The 21,722-nt window shown below is 36.1% G+C and carries 17 protein-coding genes and 1 pseudogene; 12 read left to right on the plus strand and 6 right to left on the minus strand.

The window, feature by feature from the left end; all coding sequences use genetic code 11:
• Positions 1-106 precede the first annotated feature (106 nt).
• The 4 genes from OWO01_RS07265 to OWO01_RS07280 all read left to right on the plus strand — a co-directional run bounded on the left by OWO01_RS07265 (position 107) and on the right by OWO01_RS07280 (position 3,600).
• Positions 107-649: a hypothetical protein gene (locus OWO01_RS07265; RefSeq protein WP_268779778.1), complete on the plus strand. Its 543-nt coding sequence runs from the start codon at positions 107-109 to the stop codon at positions 647-649.
• Between the two features lie 423 nt (positions 650-1,072).
• Positions 1,073-1,696 carry a hypothetical protein gene (locus tag OWO01_RS07270; RefSeq protein WP_268779779.1) on the plus strand — a complete coding sequence of 208 codons (624 nt, stop codon included), beginning with the start codon at positions 1,073-1,075 and terminating at the stop codon, positions 1,694-1,696.
• A gap of 54 nt (positions 1,697-1,750) precedes the next feature.
• On the plus strand, positions 1,751-2,449 hold the full coding sequence (locus tag OWO01_RS07275) for a hypothetical protein (protein WP_268779780.1): 699 nt from the start codon (positions 1,751-1,753) through the stop codon (positions 2,447-2,449).
• Between the two features lie 230 nt (positions 2,450-2,679).
• A complete protein-coding gene (locus OWO01_RS07280) occupies positions 2,680-3,600 on the plus strand; it encodes a restriction endonuclease (protein WP_268779781.1) in 921 nt (306 codons plus the stop codon).
• A gap of 177 nt (positions 3,601-3,777) precedes the next feature.
• Here OWO01_RS07280 and OWO01_RS07285 read toward each other — a convergent pair.
• Positions 3,778-4,913, minus strand: a protein-coding gene (locus tag OWO01_RS07285) for an IS3 family transposase (protein WP_268779782.1) whose coding sequence is annotated in 2 segments (ribosomal slippage) — positions 3,778-4,664 and positions 4,664-4,913 — 1,137 coding nt in all. Because the reading frame shifts where the segments join, the coding sequence is not laid out codon by codon here.
• A 208-nt stretch (positions 4,914-5,121) separates the two neighbouring features.
• Here OWO01_RS07285 and OWO01_RS07290 point away from each other — a divergent pair.
• A pseudogene (locus OWO01_RS07290) lies at positions 5,122-5,508 on the plus strand (transposase); the annotation flags it as partial.
• A gap of 352 nt (positions 5,509-5,860) precedes the next feature.
• On the opposite strand, the gene OWO01_RS07295 reads toward OWO01_RS07290, so the two are convergent.
• Positions 5,861-6,361 carry a DUF6516 family protein gene (locus OWO01_RS07295; protein ID WP_268779783.1) on the minus strand — a complete coding sequence of 167 codons (501 nt, stop codon included), beginning with the start codon at positions 6,359-6,361 and terminating at the stop codon, positions 5,861-5,863.
• A 4-nt stretch (positions 6,362-6,365) separates the two neighbouring features.
• Positions 6,366-7,118, minus strand: coding sequence for a MerR family transcriptional regulator (locus OWO01_RS07300; RefSeq protein ID WP_268779784.1), 753 nt, complete (start codon positions 7,116-7,118; stop codon positions 6,366-6,368).
• A 497-nt stretch (positions 7,119-7,615) separates the two neighbouring features.
• On the opposite strand from OWO01_RS07300, the gene OWO01_RS07305 reads away from it, so the two are divergent.
• The 3 genes from OWO01_RS07305 to OWO01_RS07315 all read left to right on the plus strand — a co-directional run bounded on the left by OWO01_RS07305 (position 7,616) and on the right by OWO01_RS07315 (position 10,296).
• Positions 7,616-8,470 (plus strand): HipA domain-containing protein, encoded by an 855-nt coding sequence (locus OWO01_RS07305; protein ID WP_268779785.1) that lies wholly within the window; start codon positions 7,616-7,618, stop codon positions 8,468-8,470.
• Positions 8,467-9,222: an HIRAN domain-containing protein gene (locus tag OWO01_RS07310; RefSeq protein WP_268779786.1), complete on the plus strand. Its 756-nt coding sequence runs from the start codon at positions 8,467-8,469 to the stop codon at positions 9,220-9,222. The genes OWO01_RS07305 and OWO01_RS07310 overlap by 4 nt, the downstream gene beginning before the upstream one ends.
• Before the next feature lie 540 nt (positions 9,223-9,762).
• Positions 9,763-10,296 (plus strand): transposase, encoded by a 534-nt coding sequence (locus OWO01_RS07315; protein WP_268779787.1) that lies wholly within the window; start codon positions 9,763-9,765, stop codon positions 10,294-10,296.
• Between the two features lie 105 nt (positions 10,297-10,401).
• Here OWO01_RS07315 and OWO01_RS07320 read toward each other — a convergent pair whose 3' ends face one another.
• A complete protein-coding gene (locus tag OWO01_RS07320) occupies positions 10,402-11,496 on the minus strand; it encodes a CdaR family transcriptional regulator (protein ID WP_268779788.1) in 1,095 nt (364 codons plus the stop codon).
• A 203-nt stretch (positions 11,497-11,699) separates the two neighbouring features.
• On the opposite strand from OWO01_RS07320, the gene OWO01_RS07325 reads away from it, so the two are divergent.
• The 4 genes from OWO01_RS07325 to OWO01_RS07340 all read left to right on the plus strand — a co-directional run bounded on the left by OWO01_RS07325 (position 11,700) and on the right by OWO01_RS07340 (position 19,858).
• Positions 11,700-13,034 (plus strand): GntP family permease, encoded by a 1,335-nt coding sequence (locus tag OWO01_RS07325; protein WP_268779789.1) that lies wholly within the window; start codon positions 11,700-11,702, stop codon positions 13,032-13,034.
• A gap of 25 nt (positions 13,035-13,059) precedes the next feature.
• Complete coding sequence (locus OWO01_RS07330; RefSeq protein ID WP_268779790.1) at positions 13,060-14,202, plus strand: glycerate kinase; 1,143 nt, start codon at positions 13,060-13,062, stop codon at positions 14,200-14,202.
• A 334-nt stretch (positions 14,203-14,536) separates the two neighbouring features.
• Positions 14,537-18,175 (plus strand): fibronectin type III domain-containing protein, encoded by a 3,639-nt coding sequence (locus OWO01_RS07335; protein WP_268779791.1) that lies wholly within the window; start codon positions 14,537-14,539, stop codon positions 18,173-18,175.
• 450 nt (positions 18,176-18,625) lie between these two features.
• The gene (locus OWO01_RS07340; RefSeq protein WP_268779792.1) at positions 18,626-19,858 is read left to right on the plus strand and encodes a hypothetical protein; all 1,233 of its coding nucleotides are present in this window, start codon (positions 18,626-18,628) and stop codon (positions 19,856-19,858) included.
• Positions 19,859-20,353: 495 nt separating this feature from the next.
• On the opposite strand, the gene OWO01_RS07345 is transcribed toward OWO01_RS07340, so the two are convergent.
• Together OWO01_RS07345 and OWO01_RS07350 are read right to left on the minus strand one after the other, a co-directional pair.
• A complete protein-coding gene (locus OWO01_RS07345) occupies positions 20,354-20,773 on the minus strand; it encodes a cupin (protein ID WP_268779793.1) in 420 nt (139 codons plus the stop codon).
• Between the two features lie 108 nt (positions 20,774-20,881).
• Positions 20,882-21,706 (minus strand): sugar phosphate isomerase/epimerase family protein, encoded by an 825-nt coding sequence (locus OWO01_RS07350; protein ID WP_268779794.1) that lies wholly within the window; start codon positions 21,704-21,706, stop codon positions 20,882-20,884.
• Positions 21,707-21,722: the final 16 nt, after the last annotated feature.

Genomic DNA, 21,722 nt, shown 5'->3' on the forward strand with positions numbered 1-21,722 from the left:
TTTCAAGGGTGTTTTTAAAGATACCAGATATCAGGGCCGATGTTTTAATACATAGGAGTCAGACCGTGCGGCCGAGCATAGGAAAAACGGGAGCATGTTTGGAAGTTTGAAGAAGTACTTGGAACAGGACTATTTTGAAGATCATCGTATCATTACAACGGAGTTTAACGATTTGCAGTATCAATGGGAAATAATTTCTGTTTATACGTCTGAAGATACTACATGGATGGTAACGCTGTTGAATGAAACACAAGCATTTGATGATTATCTGAGTGATATCATGAGAAAATCTCGGATTGATTCTAAATCAGAAGTTAACGCAGGTGATCAGATTTTAACATTGGCATCTGTTCTGTTTTTACCACATTTTTTATCTGCAGCCAGTGCAAATGATGCCTCATTCATAAATATAGAGGTGAAAACAGATAAAGATACTTATGATGAAGTAGACGAAATCACATACAGTATTAATATTGAAAACTTACTAGATGTGCAGGGGAATGATATTGTTATTACAACAAGCATGCCCGAAGGACTTGAAGTCGTAGATACAGATTCAGAGATTCAAGGGAACACATTAGTTTGGGAGTTGGAAGAATTGTCGGCTTTATCTGAGGTTTCGCTTCAGTTTACAGCTAGAGTAAGCTAAGACGGCAATAATAATCAGAATGGCAATGAAGTTCCTGTTGTTGAGCCAATTGTTGAAGGTGGTGACAGTAATAATAGCGGACAGTCTTCCGAAACGAAAGTAGAAAAAAACTCGGATAGTGAGGAAGCAGGAGTGACACCACCTGAGACAGGAGATAGTACCAGTTATTTGTTTATTTCATTATATTAATGGTGTCAGTTGCTACATTGATCGTAGCTATTAAAAGGATCAGAAAGAAACAAGTAATCAAGGGTGCGGCCTTGGTTTTTTTACTCGCGGTTCTTGGTACATCATTCATTTCGAATGCGTATGCAATTGGAAGACATGATGTTTTCACTGAAACGCATACGCTTGTAATCGGAGAAAAAACGTTTGAATTGAGTACGTCTGTAGAAGTTTCACTTGATTTACCGGACTTGGAAATTGATCACATTAAATACACCACATTGGGGAAGTGGGGGTGCTACTGTAAGTAGTAGTATACCAACATGGGGATTCCTTGAGACGGGACCTTTGCATATGGACCTTGAACCAAATGGTTTGTTATACGGAGGTAAAAGGCAACTCATGTTCTTCTTTAACCAAAGTAAGCAAAAGTATATTAACAGTTTCCAAACAACAGCATTAAACTATAATGGTCATGGATCAACGAGGTATTCCTTTGTAGCAGGATACGATGATTTTGCGCCATATTTACTGCCAAAGGCATTAAGAAATAAAACCTTTATGTTTGATGTGACGCCACAAGTAGATAGTTTTACTGATTTTAGAGAAAGTATTGCGGATGTTTTTTTTGATGAATTCCCAGAGTTCCAGTCATCCGTTGTCTTTACCTTTACGGACAGCGGAGGTGATAATGTTGTAAATAATCAAAGTCAGCTCGGGATAACTTATAAAGATTTTGGAAACGGAAAGCACATTATGGCAGATTCCTATGGAATGGTGATCGACACAATACCATTCCATAATGTTGCTAATCATTTCCATGGACAAGCACCGAAAAGAACTGAAACAGTTAACAAAGTTCTTGAGTATTTAAATCGGTGAAAAAAAATATAAGAGGGGTCTATCGCCCCTCTTCCTTACAAAGTGGTGATTAGATTGGTCAGAGCTCTAAAACATATTACAATTATTAGTTTGATGATTATTTTAATATTGATTATTTATTATGTCTTCTTTACTTATCCAAAATATAGCGGAAATAAGTTTCTAAATTACATACATGTATTTATGTTCTTTATGTTTATAATTGGATTAGTATATGGCATATTTATTTTGAAGTTAAAGCTAGTGCTCACCATACCAATGGCTTTAGTTATCCTGTTCATGTTCACTTTCCTAGCCGATACGATAGATGAAAAATATGGTTATATGTTCAGTCATTTTTATAGTAGACACCCGTATACAAATTTATTGCAATTAAATGAATACCGCAATATAAATGGAAACTATATTACAATAAAGGATAAGTTGAGCCAACAAGGCGTGGTAGTTGATTCGATTTATGAGGGCCACATTGTTGATGTTCATGAGGGGATAGATCGCTCGATTACTAGAGGAATTTATTATATAAATAAACAATATTATATAATCTTTGATTGGATAGAGGAAGATGTTGTCATTCTCATTACTAAAGAGGAAGTAAGCGACTTATTATTAGAAAAAATCAATACATCTGCTGAAATTATTGAATATAAAGCAAATTATATTGACATAAAAATAGACAATGGAGATTTAGTTCTTTATAATATCGTATCCACTGATAATCTTAATTTTGATTTTATTCAATTAGGGGAGTAGGAGTTTTGGGTGCCTAGTCATTTCCCACTTTTATGGGTGTTGATTGGTGGGTTGGTACCTACTGCCCATTGTTGCAGTGCGGGGGTCAGACCCCTGCAATGGACAAATGGTGTTATTTTCTCTTAAAGTGGCAAGGGCAGGAACAGAAAAAAGTTGTTTGAAAGAATTATTGATTTTTATTTGCGATTCTTTACCTTTAAAAAAACTGATCTGCTGGTGGAGGTGGTTTTTTGTTAGACTTCAAAGAACTTTCAATGGATGGTACTGATTTAGAAAGATTAGTTCGCGAAATATTTGTTCGAGAAGGCTATGAGACCCATTGGACTGGGAAAGGTCCTGATGGAGGCCGGGATTTATTGGTCATCGAAAAAGTACAAGGTCCTTTGAGTAATTTTGAGAGGACTTGGTTAGTTCAGTGTAAACATAAAGCTTATTCGGGAAAAAGTGTTGGCAGGGAGGAATCCCAATCTTTAGTAACAGATTGTAAAAGCGCTAAAGCGGATGGATATTTATTAGTTTGCACCAGCCCTCTTACTACTGGATTGTTAACGACTTACAAAGAGTTACAGTCAAATTGGAATATTGTGATTGACTATTGGGATGATGTTAAATTAGAGGATAGATTACTAAAACCGTGTAATTTTTCTTTAATCAATCAATTTTTTCCTCAAAGCTCAAATAATGTTGGATGGAAAATCTATAATACACATTTCCCATCTTTTTGGACTGCCCATTATAAAAGGGGATTTCTCTATTTGTCCTCTAGATTAAGTATGCATTTTAAAACTGTGACTTATATTAGTAAAATTTATGATTATCTACAAGAGGTATATCAAGAATTAGATTTAGAGGTAAACAAAATAGATTTACAGTTAAGAGCTATTTATTATGATGATAAATATACAAACTATTTAGCATTTGTAGACTTTTTAGGAGATATAAAAGGTGCACCAGAAAATCCTTTTGAATTAAAGGAACTAAAGGATGAAATAGAGGCTGCTTTTAGAGATGATTTGCTGCCATATATGGTTGAGCTAGATGGAGGAGGTGCCTCATTAACATGGGATGTGAAGGCATACTTTGTTCAAGGCTATGGTAATGATGGGTGGTATGTCAACAGTAAACTGAACATTTTTTTAAAGGGTACATAAACTTGTTTGTTGTGTTTTAAGTTTTCGTGCTTTGTTGGAAGCTAGCACGTACAATTTGTCACTTGACTTTGAGCCTCTACGGGCAAGATAACCAGCCAGGAAGCCAGGTGTTTCAATAGATCTGGCTCAGCCATGAAGGCTATCATGCCCGTCTCTCCAAGTAAAGTGCGCATTCCTTTACACGATAGCAGTTGCCTTCGTTTGGTGTTTTCGCTTATATTCTATAGGAGTTAAATAGTCAAGAGATCCATGAATTCGAATGTTATTAAACCAATTTACGTAATCAAATAACTCAAGATCAAGTTGTTGTTGCGTTGCAAAAATACTACCTTTAACGAATTCTGTTTTAATCGTTTTAAATGTTGCCACGGCTACTGCGTTATCATAAGGCGTACCTTTTTCGCTCAATGATCGTTCAATACCAAACGTCTCTAGGGCTTCATCTATTAGCTTGTTTTTAAACTCGCTTCCTCGGTCTGTATGAAATAATTCAAGGCGATTTAGATTGTATTTTACTGTCCCAAAGGCACGCTGAACTAGCTCGGCACTCTTATTGGCACCAGCGCTATAACCAATGATTTCGCGATTATATAAGTCTATTAAAACACAAATATAATGCCATTTCAGGTTTACTCGAACATAGGTTAAATCACTCACAATAACCTTTAATTCTTCTTCTTGATCAAATTCTCGATTCAATGTATTACCAATTTCTGATTCATTCACAGTTGTTTTCTTCGGTCTAAACTGAGCGATCGTGTACTTGGAAACAAGTCCTTGTTCTTTCATTATTCGGCCAATACGGCGACGTGAAACTTGCCAGCCCAGCTTGAAAAGCTTCTTTTTTATTTTTCGCTGGCCGTATACGCCACGGTTCTTTTTAAAGATGTCTACAATTAGTTCTGTTAGTTCCTCTTCCTCTTGATTGTCACGTGTCTTTGCTTCATAGTAGTACGTACTTCGGGGGATTTCTAGGACGTCGCACATTGCTGATACCGAGTATTTGTGACGATTATTACGAATCACATCTACTTTCGTCCCATGATCAGCGCGGCTTGCTTTAAAATATCATTTTCCATGGTAAGTCTTTGGTTTTCTTTGCGAAGTTTGATTAACTCTGCCTCTTCCGGAGTTCTGTTGTCTTTCTCTTCGAAAGATCCACTTGTTTTCTGTTGTCGAACCCACTTATCAAAGGCAGATGGCGTCAGCTCATATTCTTTGATAATCTCACTTCGGGGCTTGCCTGATGCATGCAGCTGGACAATTTGTTCTTTGAATTCTTTTGAGAATGTTCTTCTTTCTCTTTTAGCCATAATTGATTCTCCTCCGATTGATTGTTGAATCAAGTTTACATGACCTTAATGAATCTGTCCAACTTATCATAACCTATCCAGGGTATGATCCTCATGGAAAGGAATATTATACTCCATACATAAATAATTTTAGACATGGATATAGCAGAGGATAATTACTTCATTATAATAAGTAGTACAATAGATTTGTAACTACCTTACTCATCCCTATCTTTTTCCATTGATTTTTTGTTTGGTATTTGAAAACAAGAACTGGTATCAAGTACTTCAAAGTAACATAGCAAAGGATTGTCCAGAAAAGAATGCAGTCTATCGCTTTTTAAACAAGTCTACCTTTGCTTGGAGAAGGTTTTTACTATTTCTAAGTGCTCATACCATTGAAAAAGCAACCAACTTAACGAGTTATGATCGCCCCAAAGTATTGATTGTCGATGATTCTTCGTATGATCGTAACCGCAGTAAATCGGTTGAATTATTAGCTCGCTGTTTTGACCATGCATCCCAAAAAATGCGCTTTTATAAAGGGTTTCGTATGCTTACGCTTGGTTGGTCAGATGGTGCCACATTTATTCCAGTTGACTTTTCTTTATTAAGCATGTCATTTTATATTATTAACTAACACAATTGTCGTTTTAATCGATCATATGATTAGTCTAGCAGAGCATCAATGATGAAGCATGGTAAGGCTCTTTTTGCATTGGGGTCAGACCCCTGCTATGGACAAATGCTGTTATTTTCTTTGTGAGAAGGACAGTTTGTGAGAGTGCATACGTCATTGGGTTTAGAGGATATTACTTGACGAATAATCCTTTTTAATTTTGGTTGAGGGGTTATGTATTTGGAAAATGAGTGTAAAGAGAATTAATGAGAAAGGAAGTAAAAATCTATTATCTATTTGCTTGCATTTGAAAAAAGTAGTAAATTCCTGTGCAATCTCATACTCTCGTTTAATCTGGTTTATATTCTTCTCCATTCCGAATAAAATGGGCTACAAATCTAAATGCATCATCTAGTGTCCATACATCCCAATTGTCTTGTCTTTTATTCCAATCACCAGGAATGTGGTGATGGTGATGTGGTTCTGATTTGAACTGCAATTCAGGTGGTGTATTTTTTGCGTCATGTGGATCATTCCCCCATGCAGAAATATGTTGCTTATGTTTTCCTTTTTTTGGAATAATGATTTTCCAATGATACATATACTTAGTCACTTTTTCGTCTTTATATTTTTCAATGGCCAGTAATCCTGTTTTTCCATAAACCGGGTGTTCAATCAATGGAAATAAAACGGATAATAGATTTGATGTTAATTTCATTCTTGGATATACTTTATCTTTACCATATATGTCTCCATAGTTTTCGAAGATATCCTTGTATTCCTCTAGTATTGAGGGGAGGTCAGCAGGAAGGAGAAGCTTGTGAACATCGGTATACGTTCTATTCTCCATTCCTTCAACCTCCATACACTATTTCTTTTAAATGATGAAGTTCGTCTTCTAAACTTTCCCATTCGTAATAGTCAACCAGAGCACCATCTTTATTTCCATCTACTGTAGGGAAGGCTTCTTTAACTGTATCAGCTTTATATTTCACTTGAAACTCTAATAGTTCTTCTACAACTTCCTTAAGTCGCTCTTCTGGTTCTTGATTCCATAACTTTTTTTGTTGGTACATCATTTGGACTTTAATGGAATATGCTGTGTCATGCCATAGCGGAATCATATGCTTTGGTATGCGGTAGTGAGATTTATTGTTAATATATTCAAAACCCTGTTTAACATACTTGTTTAAAGTTACAGTTGAGACTTCAAGCTGTTTTGCTGCTTCTGATGGCTTCAATAGATAAGATTGATGGTAGTCGAAGGTAATTTCCCGTCCACCAATCTGGTAATACCATTGTTCAAAATCGACCTTTAATTTTCCAAATTCGTAATCATCGGTAAGTGTGTGGTCCAAACTTACTAATCGTTCTAACCATTTCAGTAAAGCTGTTTGGTTCTTTTTCGATGTGATATACATTTCGTTAAAATGAAGATTCTGCGTATTCACATATATACTTTTAAGCCGATCACTAAATACCCCCATCATCAACATGACGAGCTGACTTAGAATATAATTGGTTTCTTTTTCAATCTTTGGCTTATTATGTTCCATGTATGCCTGTTCGATTTCTTTTTTCGTTTCTTCAATAACAGCTAGACTCATAATACCCACACCTCCTCACCTCCATTATAGCTTAAAAATTAACTTAAAATAAACTTCATTAACTTATCGAAAAATGATTTTCGTTAATATTATTTCCATTATTAACTTTTTCTATACTATATGTAAAAGGAATATTGTATATTCGAAGTCAATGGTTAGATCGGGTGTCAGACCCCTATGATGGACATTTGTTTTTAATGGGGAGACATTTTGAGTTGGAATGGGGTTGTTCGCTCTGTTGTACAGTGTTCTGAATGTAAGCGTCAAATAACCCACACCTAAGATGGGGTATTTGTATTTGGAGAAAATGTGAACGGTACAATTTGGATACGTTCCTGACATACAAAACACTAAAAACTCTTTGGGGTGTAGAATATTTATGAATTTCTAGTGATTTGATTGGTTGTTTGACCGTTTTTTTGTTTTCTGAGTGACAAAAAGACACATAAATTATATACTTATAATATTAACGATTTAAGCTTAAGGAGCCATGACCAATGATCGATACCTCGAGTTGGAAACGAGATACTAAAAGTCAGGCTTCAGGGACACGGACAAAATTTTGGTTAATTAAACCCGAATTGGATCCTGGAAATGTTATAAAATACCTTTTTAAAATACCTACTGAAGGAACGGGTGGACATTGGGCGGAATTTGTAGCAAGTAAGGTTGGTAAAAAGTTAGGGTTTCATACAGCTGAAGTGGAGTTTGCTGTACATGAAGGTGTTTTAGGTACAATTTCTAAAAACTTTCGTCCTAAGACAGAAGAATTGTATGAAGGCGGAGATTTGTTCCTAGCTCGATTTGAGGATTTTAATCGCCGTTCATTAACTTATTATGAGTTGCCCAACATCATAGAACTCCTTGCAGCATATAATATTGAGAAAGCGTTTGTAGATTTTCCAGTTTTTGATGCGTTAATTGCTAATAACGATCGGCATTGTGATAATTGGGGAGTTCTTAGTGGAACTAACGGAATTAGAATGGCACCTATTTATGACAATGGCTCTTCACTTGGCTTTAATGAAGTCATGGAAAGAAAGCAAAAAATGCTAACAGATGATAGGATGTTGTTAGGCTTTTGTAACCGTGGAAATCCTAGCATTGGATTACCTGGTAGAAAGAGACCGAAGCATTTGGAACTGTTAATTTATCTTCATAGTCATATGCCTAGGGATCTTGAATTGACTGTTACAAGATTAGAACAATTAAATAAGGGAATGCTATTATCTATAGTAAATAATATTTCAAATGATATAATGTGCGAATTAGACAAAGAGTGGGTGATCCGTCTGTTACTTTACCGGAAGGAATGGATCTTAAATTGGTTTGAGGGGAGTGTAAACACATGAGAAAGAGACCTTTTGAGTTGTGGTTGATCTGGCAAAATGTCGAGACACGGCAGCGATACCATATAGGTAGGTTGCTTCATAAAGACGGCGTCTATATATTTTCATACGAAACAAAAGGGTATCGAAGAAAATTGGAAGAAGCTATGGACAATGGTTATCGGCCTCATTTAGCATTTCCAGATACCAATAGGACATATACTTCTAATAATCTTTTTGGTCCGTTTGCTCGCCGTCTGCCAGACTCACGAAGGCCGGACTATTCCTCTGTGCTTCGAGAATTAGGCCTTTCGCAAGAGTGTACAGAAATGGATGTTTTACGTGCTACAGGCGGTATTTTAGCGACTGATTCCTATGAGTTTGTTGCCCCAATCTTGGTGGAGAACAACTTATTTGATTTGGATTTTTTTGTTGCAGGATGGCGTTATTATAAGGGCGATCAGGTGATTGAACACCTGCAAGTGGGTGACACCGTTGAGTTCTCTCTAGACCCTGAAAATGATCATGACCATAGAGCGGTCGTAGTGATGTCTGTAAATGGGGAAAAACTAGGTTTTATACCTGCCTTCTACAGTGGCTGGATGTTTGAAGTTATTCAAAAGAAATGTAATTATCAAGCAAAAGTGTGGGCTATTCAACCACAAGCAGTCGCGCATCGTAAAGTTTGTATTTCGGTTGCGGGTGAGCTTAATCACTCCTTTGACATTCAGAGACTGTTAAATGATAAAGAGGAGTTACGTTTAGTGATGTGTTAAGATGATTGGTCGAGGGTCAGACCCCTTCTATGCTATTAGCTACACTTATGCTTATTGTATACATTGTCGTCTTAAACAGAAAAAAGTAGCCGCCCCTGACCAAGGATAACGGCTACTTCTTTTGTTTTTTACTTATAGGCTTTGGTCATCCGCTTTTTATACGGTTTGTAGTTATACTGACCGAGTGTTGATTGCCACTCGGTACTCTTAAGTACATCATAATTATGATTCAATATTTAGTCAAATCGATTTGCAATCTGGGGTCACCCCTCCGCTATGGACAAAATGGAGCGACTGGAATTTTTTGTAGTTAGTTTTTGTTTTGCATGTCTGACTAAAAGTTTTTTCAAGGAAAGAAGGAGATTCCGATGTTAATGAGGAATATATAACAAAGTGATTCTGCAAGATTCTACAAACTTCGAGTATAGCGATTCACCACACTTCGCGTTACTACTTCATTTGCTACATGTAATATAAAAAAACTCCCATTTTTTAAACGTATCAAGTCAACTTTATATTTGATAAAAAGGAGGTGCTATTTTGCCTAGGAAAAAACGGATATGGTTTACTGGAGCTAAGTATCACATTACGAGTCGTGGTATCCGGAGAACGTCGTTGTTTTTTGATGATGACGATCGTTTAGAGTACCTTCGTCTGTTAAAGCAAACCAAGCTGCTTCATCCATTTATTCTTCATACCTATTGCCTCATGACAAATCATATTCATCTACACATAGAAACCATCGATCATCCCACAGGAACGATTATGAAATATCTTCACTCCCAATATGCTACCTATTTTAATCACAAATACCATTATTCTGGTCATGTTTTTGAAAGCCGTTATGGATCAGAATTACTCGATTCGGTTGAGTACGAATTAGAGGTGAATAAATATATTCATCTCAATCCATTGCGTGCGAACATGGTGCAAGATCTTCACTCAGGGGTCAGACCCCCGCCATGGACAAATGCTATTATTTTCTCTGTGAGAAGGACAGATTTCGGATGTCAACAAATCATTTTATCAAAAATAGGCGAGAACCCCCCATCTTCAAGGAATGCGAAGGGCTAAGCCCAATCGATCATATGATTAGTCAAGGCGAGCAACAATGATGCAGCATGGTAAAACCCTTTTTGATAGTGATAGTTAATCACCCCGATTAAGCAATTTAATTGACTAATCATCCAAAATGAAGGCTAAGTACAGTTTGACATAGTCGTTGATGTCTTTAGGATCATAGCCAGTATAGTCTTTCAGTTTATTGAGCCGATATTGGCATGTATTTTTATGAATAAATAAAGTTTCACAGCTTTTGGTAATACTTTTGTTGTTGGCACCATAGGTTAATAAAATTTCTTTCAGTTTTTCACGCTCATTTTCTGGGATAGCGCCAAGCATTTTATCTACAAAGGCTGTTTTTGCTTCTGTCTTCAAAGTTGTGATCAGTAAGCCTAGATCCATGTCTTGATAAAAGACGATCGATTGAGCTTCGACTAATGCCCATGTTAATGCATGTTCTGCTTGTTTAAAGTGTTGATAAATCGTGACAGCTAAGTTTTCCACTGGACTGATACCAAAGTGATAGTTTAATTTTAATTCGTGAAATAGGAAGTGGTTTAATTTATTGAGTTCATTAGTTACAGTCGCGGCATGATTGGTTTTAAATAATAAATAGACGGTATCTTGTAATACCGCATAATGACACGACTGGTTATGGGTGAAATAATGGTCAAGCCCATGATAGACATGTTCTTGATTAGAGAAATACGATGAAGGTTTGCCAACAACACAGGTATAATTAAGTGATCGATCAAAATCAAGTAAATTGAGTTGTATTTTTGTTTGTTCATCCCATTGCTTATGCTGTCGCAGTGTTTCGATTAATAACCGATCCTGTTCACGTTTTCGGAAAGATAGTGTATTTAAATAATTTTCTTTTATTAAGATCTCTGTCATCTTTTTAATTATTTCACCATATTTTTCGACTTCTTCTTTTTCACCGGTAATACCAATAACCCCAATCGTCTCATTTTCCATTTTAACCGGGACATTGATCCCTTTTTTTGTACCGGTAAACTGTTTGTCATAATCAATAATAAGCTTTTGATTGGTTTCAATGACGGTTTTTGCTCCGCCATGGAAATTACCGATCCTGTTAGGGTCAGTACTGGCAATAATGACACCCTTTTGATTCATATAATTCACTTCTTGATTAATTATCTGCTTCATTTGTTCGACAATTTCTTGTGCTAATGCCACACTAACGTTCATCTGTGTCTCCTCCTATTGCTGTTTTTGTTCCCCATCTCATTAATCTTAACTTTAGTCGATTCGCTAATGAAAAATAGTAAGCGTGTTCAATAGTGTGGATTCAGTAAATATATCCAAAGTTACAAAACCGAATTATTTAGTCTGTGTACCGAAAAAAATGTGTTTTTCTTCACAAATATCAGTATAGAAAATATATCTATTCAATGCAAGGATATAGTAAACTTAACAACGTAGTAAACGTTTACATTATGAGGAGGATGACGATAATGGGAGTTGAAATAGGGGCATTAGGAGCTATAATAGGTTTACTTGTTGCAATTGGCTTAATTTTTCTTAAAACCCCACCGGTCTATGGTTTAATTATTGGTGCTTTAGTAGGCGGGTTAGTCGGTGGTGCTTCGTTACCAGAGACCGTTGAGTTAATGATTGGTGGTGCACAAGGTATGATGACGGCTATTCTAAGAATACTAGCCGCTGGGATATTGGCTGGTGTCTTAATTACCACTGGTGCTGCCGAATCAATTGCACAAACGATTATTGAAAGAATTGGTGAAACACGTGCCTTATTTGCTTTAGCATTGGCTACATTATTATTAACTGCTGTCGGTGTATTTATTGATATTGCTGTTATTACAGTAGCACCCATTGCACTTGTTATTGCAAAGAAAGCAAATATTAGTAAAACAGCGATATTACTAGCGATGATTGGTGGGGGCAAGGCTGGGAATGTGATGTCACCTAATCCCAATACAATTGCTATTTCAGAAGCCTTTGGTTCACCGCTTACTTCGGTTATGCTTGCAGGTGTGATTCCAGGTTTAGTCGCTCTATTTGTCACTTATTTTTTAGCGAAACGCTTAACAAATAAAGGTGTTCATATTTCAGATAGTGATTTAAAAAATAATGATCAAGTGAATAAGCAATTACCGAGCTTTTTTAGTGCGATGACGGCCCCACTTGTTGCTGTGGTGTTATTATCATTACGTCCATTATTTGATGTCATTATTGATCCGATGATTGCATTGCCAGTCGGTGGTTTAGTCGGTTCACTAGTAATGGGGCAAGTTAGTGGGATTTTGAAACAAGCACAATTTGGATTGCAGAAGATGTCTAACGTTGCCATTCTGCTTATTGGTACGGGAACGATTGCTGGAATTATTCAAAATTCAACATTAGGTACACTATTAATTGATGGGGTTTCTACATTAGGTTTACCGATTTTCTTACTTGCACCTTTATCAGGTATACTAATGTCAGCTGCGACGGCTTCAACAACATCTGGAGCAATTGTTGCTAGTTCCGTCTTTAGTCAACCGCTACTGGATTCAGGTTTTAGTGCACTTGGCGGTGCAGCAATGGTGCATACAGGGGCAACGGTTCTCGATCACTTACCACACGGTAGTTTCTTTCATGCAACAGGTGGTAGTGTATTGATGGGCTTCAAAGAACGTTTAAAGCTTGTACCGTATGAATCATTAATTGGTTTGGTGCTCATGTTAATATCGATTCTACTTTATGGCGTAATGGGCATAGGTTAATAGACTAAAAAGGGGGATGTATCGAATGCATATTGTTATTGCACCAGATTCATTTAAAGAAAGTTTAACAGCTTTTCAGGCAGCTCGTGCGATTGAGAAGGGCATTTTAGCGGTTGATCAAGCAACAACCATTACCAAAGTGCCAATGGCAGATGGTGGTGAAGGAACGGTTCAGTCACTTGTTGATGCGACAGGTGGAACATTAAAACAGTTAACCGTGCAAGGGCCAAGACAAGCACCTGTTGAAGCATTTTATGGTTTGTCAGGTGATGGAAAAATCGCTGTTATTGAAATGGCGGCTGCAAGCGGTATAGATAAATTAACAGTCGCTGAAAGAAATCCGGAAGAAACAACGACATATGGTGTCGGTGAATTAATAAGAGATGCATTAGAGACTGGTGTTGAAGAAATATTACTCGGTATTGGCGGTAGTGCAACCAATGATGGCGGTGCTGGTATGGTTGTTGCTTTAGGTGGACAATTGTTAAATAAGGCGGGTGAGTGCATTGCTCCAACGGGTGGAGGCTTAAGTGAGCTGGCTACAATTGATCTTAGCCAACTGCATCCACGCATCAAAGATGTCACATTTAATGTTGCATGTGATGTTGATAACCCACTGACAGGCCCACAAGGTGCTTCAGCGATATATGGTCCGCAAAAAGGAGCGACAGCACAACAAATTGAGCGACTTGATCAAAACTTAGTACACTATGCCAGACTGGTTAAAGAGGTAACAGGCAAAGACGTTGATAAAGTACCTGGAGCGGGTGCTGCGGGTGGCTTGGGTGCTGGATTACTGGCTTTTTTAGGTGCCGAGTTAAAACGAGGTGGCGATTTGATGGTTGAGTTATTAGATCTTGAAACAAAGATTAAACAAGCTGACCTCGTCATTACGGGTGAAGGTGGCATCAATCATCAGACCATTTATGGGAAGACACCAATTGCGGTAAGTAAAGTCGCGCAAAAATATCATAAGCCTGTTATTGTGCTTTCTGGATGTATCAATAGTGGTTTTGAATCTGTTTATGATCATGGTGTCAACGCTGTTTTCAGTGTTATACCTGAATTAACGACATTAGAAGAAGCCTTACAACGAGGAAGTGAGAATCTTACGCGAACGGCTCGTAATGTGATGGCGGTTATTCAATGCCTCCAATTAAAAAAATGATAAAGGTTCTATATAAAGCATGAAATCTAACGTGATTTTGTGCTTTTTTAGTGTGAGACAATATTTTATTTTCTATTTGTAAACGAACGCGTTTTAACAAGCTGTAGCATCGAGAACTCAGATGGCGTCTACTCCACTTGATAAAATGTTCCCGTTTATGCTACGTGTTGAGATAGACCTTTATAACCCTTAAAATATTTACAATTAAATATATTTGAATTTAATTGAAAAGATTAATAGTTACATATAATTACGTTGTACTCCAGCTGTTTTTGTGAGAAAATAAGTTTATTATTTTGTTATTTTTGTAATTTATTATGTGGGGTGTGTTGGTTTGATTATTAAAAAGAAAATTAAAACATTATTTAGCAAAAGTTTAACAATTGGACTTATATTATTATTGCTTTGTCAACTTTTTCTGGTTCCGGTTACAAAAGCTTCAGAAGTTGGTGATGGAACGCCACCTACGGTAAACGATATTACCGTGAGTAAGGACCAATTAACGGTCGGTGATCAATTAGAGATCGAAGCAAAGGTGGAAGATGATCACTCCGGTGTAAAAGAGGTGACGGTATTTTACGACCCTCCAAGTAAAAATCGAATAGTCTTCATCAGGTTAACTTACAACAATGAAACGGATCGTTGGGAAGGACAACATGAAGTAAGTGAGTTCGATGAAGCGGGGACATGGACATTTCGAGCGATTCGCGTGATCGATCAAGCGGGTAACGATATTCAATATAGACCATCAGATTTAAATTTAGCAGAGAGCTTAGATTTTAACGTTGATAACCCGGATGGTGACGATACACCTCCCACTGTAGAAAATATTGTAGTGAATAAGGACCAATTAACGGTCGGTGATCAATTAGAGATCGAAGCAAATGTGGAAGATGATCACTCCGGTGTAAAAGAGGTGACGGTGTTTTATGATCCGCCAAGTAAAAATCGAATAGTCTCAATTAGGCTAACTTACAACAATGAAACGGATCGTTGGAAAGGACAACATGAAGTAAGTGAGTTCGATGAAGCGGGAACGTGGACATTTCGAGCGATTCGGGTCATAGATCATGCGGGTAACGATATTCAATATAGGCCATCAGATTTAACTTTAGTAGAAAACTTAGATTTTAACGTTGATAACCCGGATGGTGACGGTACGCCTCCCACAGTAGAAAATATTGTAGTGAATAAGGACCAATTAACGGTCGGTGATCAATTAGAGATCGAAGCAAAGGTGGAAGATGATCATTCCGGTGTAAAAGAGGTGACGGTGTTTTATGATCCCCCAAGTAAAAATCGAATAGTCTTAATCAGGTTAACTTACAACAATGAAACGGATCGTTGGGAAGGAGACCATAGAGTAAGTGAGTTCGATGAAGCGGGAACGTGGACATTTCGAGCGATTCGGGTCATAGATCATGCGGGTAACGATATTCAATATAGGCCATCAGATTTAAATTTAGCAGAGAGCTTAGATTTTACAGTGATTCCACCTGTCGATTTAGGTTTAGACCCATTGTCTCAAACATATATAAATACAAATCAAACATGGACTGAAGAAATGGTAGAAGGAGACTTGTATGTCGGACCAAATTCAACGTTAACAATCAACGGTGATGTCGATATTGATGGTGATGTTTACGTTTTTGGTGCGATACGCAACTATGGTAATCTTAAGATTAATGGTACTCTATATGCGAGAAGAGTGAATTATGGTATAGGGGGAACTAGCAATGGTACGGTTTTAATGTTAGGTGGTACTAATCAAATTGCAAACATAATGGTTTCCAATACACCATGGGAAATACCGATTGAATTTTATAATGATGATTTTATTGTAGTAGAGAATAAGTTGCAAGTGAGTGGTGCTACATTACCTTTTATAGATCTCTACATAAATGGGGATAAGGTGTCTTTTGGAAAAGATGGGACGTTTAAAGTAGAACTGAGTGATATCACTGATGGTGTTATTAGTTATGAAACAAAAGATATATTTGGTCATAAACAATCCTATGATTTAGAAGTTGATTTATATAATGGACCAGAATGGGAAAACGGTCAGAAGCTTCTCGCAGATTCTGTTGGTGAAGACTATGTTGATTTAGCGTGGCAAGAAGCAGATGACGCTTTTGGAATAGAAGCTTACTATTTGTATCAAGATGATCATTTGATATACACCGGAGATGAGAATAACTTCACTTATAGGGTAAATGATTTGACGCCAGCGACTGCCTATCAATTTAGTTTACAAGCCAAAAGTAAAAAAGGTCATCTTTCTAAACCATTAAAGATAGATGTTATAACAGAATTAACCCAAGAAATGATTATAGCAGGGTTAATTAAAGAGACAGAGATGTTAATAGAAGAACTGCCGAGTGAAGAAGTTTTTGGGCTAATGGATGAAGAGCAATTAGAAATCGCTAGGAATAAAGTTGATCAGCTTGTTGAAATGGGCTTAGAAAAAGGATCAATAACCAACCTAGATAAATTAGAGGGGCTTGAAGCGAGGCTAATAGAGTTAAAGCATTTAATTGAAGATGCTGAAAATAATATTGGGCAACTTCCATCATTAGATGACTTAAATTTAGCTGATGAAGAATTAGTTATAAAAGCTCGAAAACATGTTAAGACGGCACAAGATCTAGGGGCATTACCAAGTGACATCAAGAACATAGGAGACTTGATTGCTTTAGAAGTGAAAATAGCAAGCTTAAAAGAAGATAAGGAAATGGCTGAACATTCAATAGAAATCGCGATTTTGGCAATAAAAAACTTACCATCTGTAGAAGATATTAACTTGGATCATCGCGCGTATGTTGAAGAAGCAAGAGCGCTAGTAGAGGTAGCCTTGTCTTTAAACGTTGCTCAAGAAGATATCACCAATTTAACAGACTTAGAAGCGCTTGAAAGCAAGTTAACTGAGCTACTCCTCCATCAACAGTTGTTAGAAGATACGGTTGATGATGTTAATTGCGCTATTGAAACTCTACCTCCATTAGAAAAGATTCGTCCATCTGATGAAGATGCTTTTAATAAAGTCATGACTAAAATTGAACAAGCATTTGAACTTGGGATAACGGAAGAAGACATCGTTCAATTAAATATCATTAAGGCTATTGAGGAGAGATTACAAGTTTTTAAGGACATCAGTTTAACTGACTCTGAACAAGCTATAAAGCTTTCTCCTGATGTAGAAGGAGATACTGCCTATATAGATGATATTGCCTTTGAGTTACTGAAAACAAATCAGCAATTCATAATTGATTTGTCTGATCAACAAGTAACTAAAGTACATTTAACGAGTGAGCAGATCCTCATGTTAATTGAACGTCGGAGTAATATTCAAATTGAGAATGAAGCTGTCACTATGTATCTGCCCTCTGGAAATTTGGCTGGTAAAGAAATAGTATTTGAATTAACGGAAACAAAGACACCAATTAAAGCTGATCAGGCACTTAGTTCGGTCTATCAATTCAGAATTATTGAAGGTGATCAATTATTAAGTGAATTTAAAGAACCGGTCACGTTAACATTTACAGTTGATTCATTTAATGGATCTGCAGATGGATTAAATGTTTATTATTATAATGAAGCAGACAATGCATGGATGCAAATAGGTGGTCATTATACCAATGGTAAAGTTTCAGCATCAGTTGATCATTTTAGTATATTTGCTGTCTTTGATGATTCAGTTATGGCAGCAGATCCTGACCCTGTCGAACAGAAAAAAGATCAGAATCATGTACAAGAAGACACAGATAGAAGCGACAATTCTATAGAGGAGAGCGAATCTAACGATAGTCCATCATATAGCGAGTTGGAAGAGCAAACATCGATTGCTGAGACGAACAAAGATCATGAATTACCTGTTACAGCGAGCTTTTTGTTTAATTGGATTTTCTCTGGTGCATTATTAACGGTATTCGGTATACTTCATCTGGTTATTAAGAAAAAATCAACTACCATTTAATAATTTCCGAAGTCTATTAGGAAGTCTCTCACTTCAGCACAACGAAGAGATGAGTAGTTATGATAGAGATTTAGAACGTTCTATAAGATACATTCAAATAAAGCATGCCATTTCTAATAAAGATGGCATGCTTATATTTTGATCTAGTAATTGTGAACAACATATTAGAAGTATGTAGCAAAACGAGTTCATACTTTTGGTCACTATTTATTTTCTGCTTAACTAAAAATATTTTCTTAGTACAATCGTTTTATAGCTAACGATTGTTTAAATTGATGGCAATGATATTATGAATCCTATCTATTATAAAAAGAAAAGAGTGGAAAAATGAAAAAGGTAATTTTTCTTTGATGATGATGAACATCGGTGTCAGACCCTTGATATGGACAAATGAGAAAAGCATACAGTATCTAATTTTACTATTTGAATTGCAAAGGATGAGAGATTTTTATGCGATTTTACGATTTCGATTTAGTCTTTCAGTTGAATAGAATGGAAAAGATTTTTGAAAACAATTATAAGTTTGTAATATTGAAAAAAGCAATAATTAGATTAGAGAATAAAAAGAATGTTAATTTTTTGACAAAGATATTGTATACATTAAATAATTTATTTGTCGTTTTTAATGAAGCGCTTGAAACAGAAAATAAAAAAGTATTTCATGATTTTTGTTTTAAAATTTATATATCGTATTTAGGGAATTTTCACATGTTATTAGGCAATATAAACGAGCAATTTGCTAAGGAATACAAAAAGGATTTTCAAAGTCAGATTTATGATCACTGGAGTGGGATCACCGAAAATCCAGATGATGATCATAGAAATTTTATAGACGTATTTGATGACTTGCATGAAAACTGTATTTTGAAGTATCCTGATGTATTTGTTAAAAATCTAGGAGATCTCAGACATTTATATAGAGCCCAACGAGGGCGGCACTTTAGTGATTATGAAAGAATGGTACCGAAAGAGGAATTTGTCAGAGGAATGAATAGATGGAATCCACCAGGGGTTGCATATCTTTACTTGAGTTATGGTGATGAAATAGTAGATTACAGTGATTCGATAAACACAATTGAAAAAACTTGCTTTGAAGAATTACGATTGAAACAGGAAGAATATGTTTCTTCGTGTAAGTTTTATCCTGAAAATAAGAATGCTAAGGTATTAAATTTATGTTATGAAGATATAACATTTGAGGACATAGAAGCGGAACAAGATCAATTAATTCAAGAACAAAGTAAGATAAAAGCAGATGAAATATTGAATAATAAAAAGGGATTAAATGAATTAATTAATAAACAGGGTAAGCTTAATGAAGAACTTCTGTGGGAAGTATTAAAAAGGGAAAGTAATTTTATTTCCAAAGACTTGTTGAATAGGGAAGCGGAAAAATATATAGGTAGAACCTTTATAAAGAGTATTGATGAAGCAGTTTTTAAGCCAGTTGATCAAAGTGAAGACCCAGAATTATCGGTGTATAAACCGTTTCACTATCTAGCGGAATACTTGAAAAGAAAAGGTTATGCTGGAATTTTATTTCGTAGTACACGTATGAATATGATTGAACTAAAAGGGAAAAATCTAGTTCTTTTTCATAATAGTGATGCCGATTATGTTGAGGGAAGTATGAATGTATATTACTACGACGGAGAGAATTATTCTGTAATACAAGAAGAATAGAATAGGGCGTTGGGGGGGAAGCTCCTTGCTGTGCTGTTATTTTCTCGAGTTGGATAAATAATATAAAATACCCAAGCGTTTTCATATTGTCATATTAAACTAGTGCTCTGCTCTATAAGACTTATAGAATTGAAACTTCAAAAGGAATTTCAGTCCAATGAGTCTTATGATTTACTTACTAGCCACACCACAGTTAAACTTAATTAAGTTGCTGCCATCAACATCTTATCGAGTTTCTTGAAGATGTTTTTAAACATAGCGACAAATAAGTAGAGAACTAGTCAAAAGTCAACTACAGCACAAATGGGTTGCATGCTTACTCAACTTTATCCCGGAGCAACCGTCCGTAAGATTCCCACTTCAAAACAAGGAGAATCTCAGTGTTTAAGTGGGAGTGACGGACGCTAGCACCCCGAATGGTTCAACTAATAATCAGTAGATTGAAGTTTCACTTTATCCGGGCATAACTACCTATTTCAGTCTGCGAAAGTTGAGTTACTTATTAAAAATCCTTTTTGCTTCTTCCTGTATTTCACTAATTTGCAAGGAAGTCAGATCATAAAACTCACTATTAGTCAATGAAGTTTCCGCATGCTGAATATAGATCATTTTGGTGTTCTTTTGTGTAATTGAATAAAACCATTTTTCTTTAGGTACGTTATATACCTTTCCAATTTTCATCTCAGTTAATTCAATATTTTCAAACCTTAAATCTTTTAAGTCAGCAGAAATCAAGATAGCTTTACCATTGACTAAAATAAACTGTTCGTCAGTCTCATGATGAACTTCAAGGTGCTTAACACCTGAAATATCATTATCGGGTTTCCAGTTTTTAATTGATACTAGCCATTCCTTATTTTTGTATACACATGAGATACCTTCTCTTGTATTTTCAAATATTTGTACACTTGACATTGCTACTTCCCCCAGTTCTTTTCTATCATCAAACTCTAATAGCTAAGAATTTATCATTTTTTCATTATCAAACGCTTGTAAAAATTTGCGGACTATATCCATATCGTTTTATTTTTGTTGTTCGAACCATTCCAAAGTTTTTTCAAGAGCTTGCTCAGGTTTGAAATAATAATTACGATCAAAGAATTCTAGACCATAGTAACCATTGTAGTTCGCGTTTTCGAGTATTTCTAACGCATTCACCATATCTAAAGAGCCTTCACCTGGAATTACATGACCACCTGGGTTTCCATCAACAAAATGGACATGGTTTATATAGGATCCCAAAGTTCCAACAAATCCTGCAACTGTTTCTCGCCCTGTAGTTGCTATTACGTCTGTATCAAGTAATACCTTTAACGCTGGGCTATTAACTTCCTCTATCATTTTTAAAATTTGCTTAGATCCATTTAAAGTTTGCGTAGAATATTTAGTGAACCCCTCTAACACCATTAGGACACCTGAATTTTCTGCTTTTTTAGATATTCTTTGTAGCGCTTCCACGCACCATTCCCACGTTAGCCTTGAATCGACGTCTATATAATCAATTCCTGTTGTTACGAGCACACGTGGTGAATCCAAGAAAGTAGCCGCCTCAATATGACGATTAAAAAAATCAATACTTTTTTCTCTATACTTTTTGTCAGGGTGCGAGATACTGACTGGATAAACCGCTTGTTCAGGCGTTAAACATTTTATACCTAAGTCATAGTACTTAAGTTTATTCTTTAAATCTATCATGTCTTGTCTAGAAAAGTATTCCAGATGAAAGTGAGGGCCAGAAGCCCAAAGTTCAATGTTTTTAAATCCTAATTCATGACACTTTTTTAAAAAATAATCTAAACTGTAACGTTTAAAATGATAGTTACCAGGTAATATACGTTCGATTTCCACATTACTGCCCTCCTAT

The organism is Natronobacillus azotifigens, assembly GCF_026805325.1.
GTDB lineage: Bacteria > Bacillota > Bacilli > Bacillales > Amphibacillaceae > Natronobacillus > Natronobacillus azotifigens.

Bases quoted from the DNA above. Each gene is read 5' to 3' on its own strand.
- OWO01_RS07295 (WP_268779783.1), bottom strand. From the start codon at position 6,361: ATGGAGAATAGAACGTATACCGATGTTCACAAGCTTCTCCTTCCTGCT.
- OWO01_RS07300 (WP_268779784.1), bottom strand. From the start codon at position 7,118: ATGAGTCTAGCTGTTATTGAAGAAACGAAAAAAGAAATCGAACAGGCA.
- OWO01_RS07305 (WP_268779785.1), top strand. From the start codon at position 7,616: ATGATCGATACCTCGAGTTGGAAACGAGATACTAAAAGTCAGGCTTCA.
- OWO01_RS07310 (WP_268779786.1), top strand. From the start codon at position 8,467: ATGAGAAAGAGACCTTTTGAGTTGTGGTTGATCTGGCAAAATGTCGAG.
- OWO01_RS07320 (WP_268779788.1), bottom strand. From the start codon at position 11,496: ATGAACGTTAGTGTGGCATTAGCACAAGAAATTGTCGAACAAATGAAG.
- OWO01_RS07325 (WP_268779789.1), top strand. From the start codon at position 11,700: ATGCAAGGATATAGTAAACTTAACAACGTAGTAAACGTTTACATTATG.
- OWO01_RS07330 (WP_268779790.1), top strand. From the start codon at position 13,060: ATGCATATTGTTATTGCACCAGATTCATTTAAAGAAAGTTTAACAGCT.
- OWO01_RS07340 (WP_268779792.1), top strand. From the start codon at position 18,626: ATGCGATTTTACGATTTCGATTTAGTCTTTCAGTTGAATAGAATGGAA.
- OWO01_RS07345 (WP_268779793.1), bottom strand. From the start codon at position 20,773: ATGTCAAGTGTACAAATATTTGAAAATACAAGAGAAGGTATCTCATGT.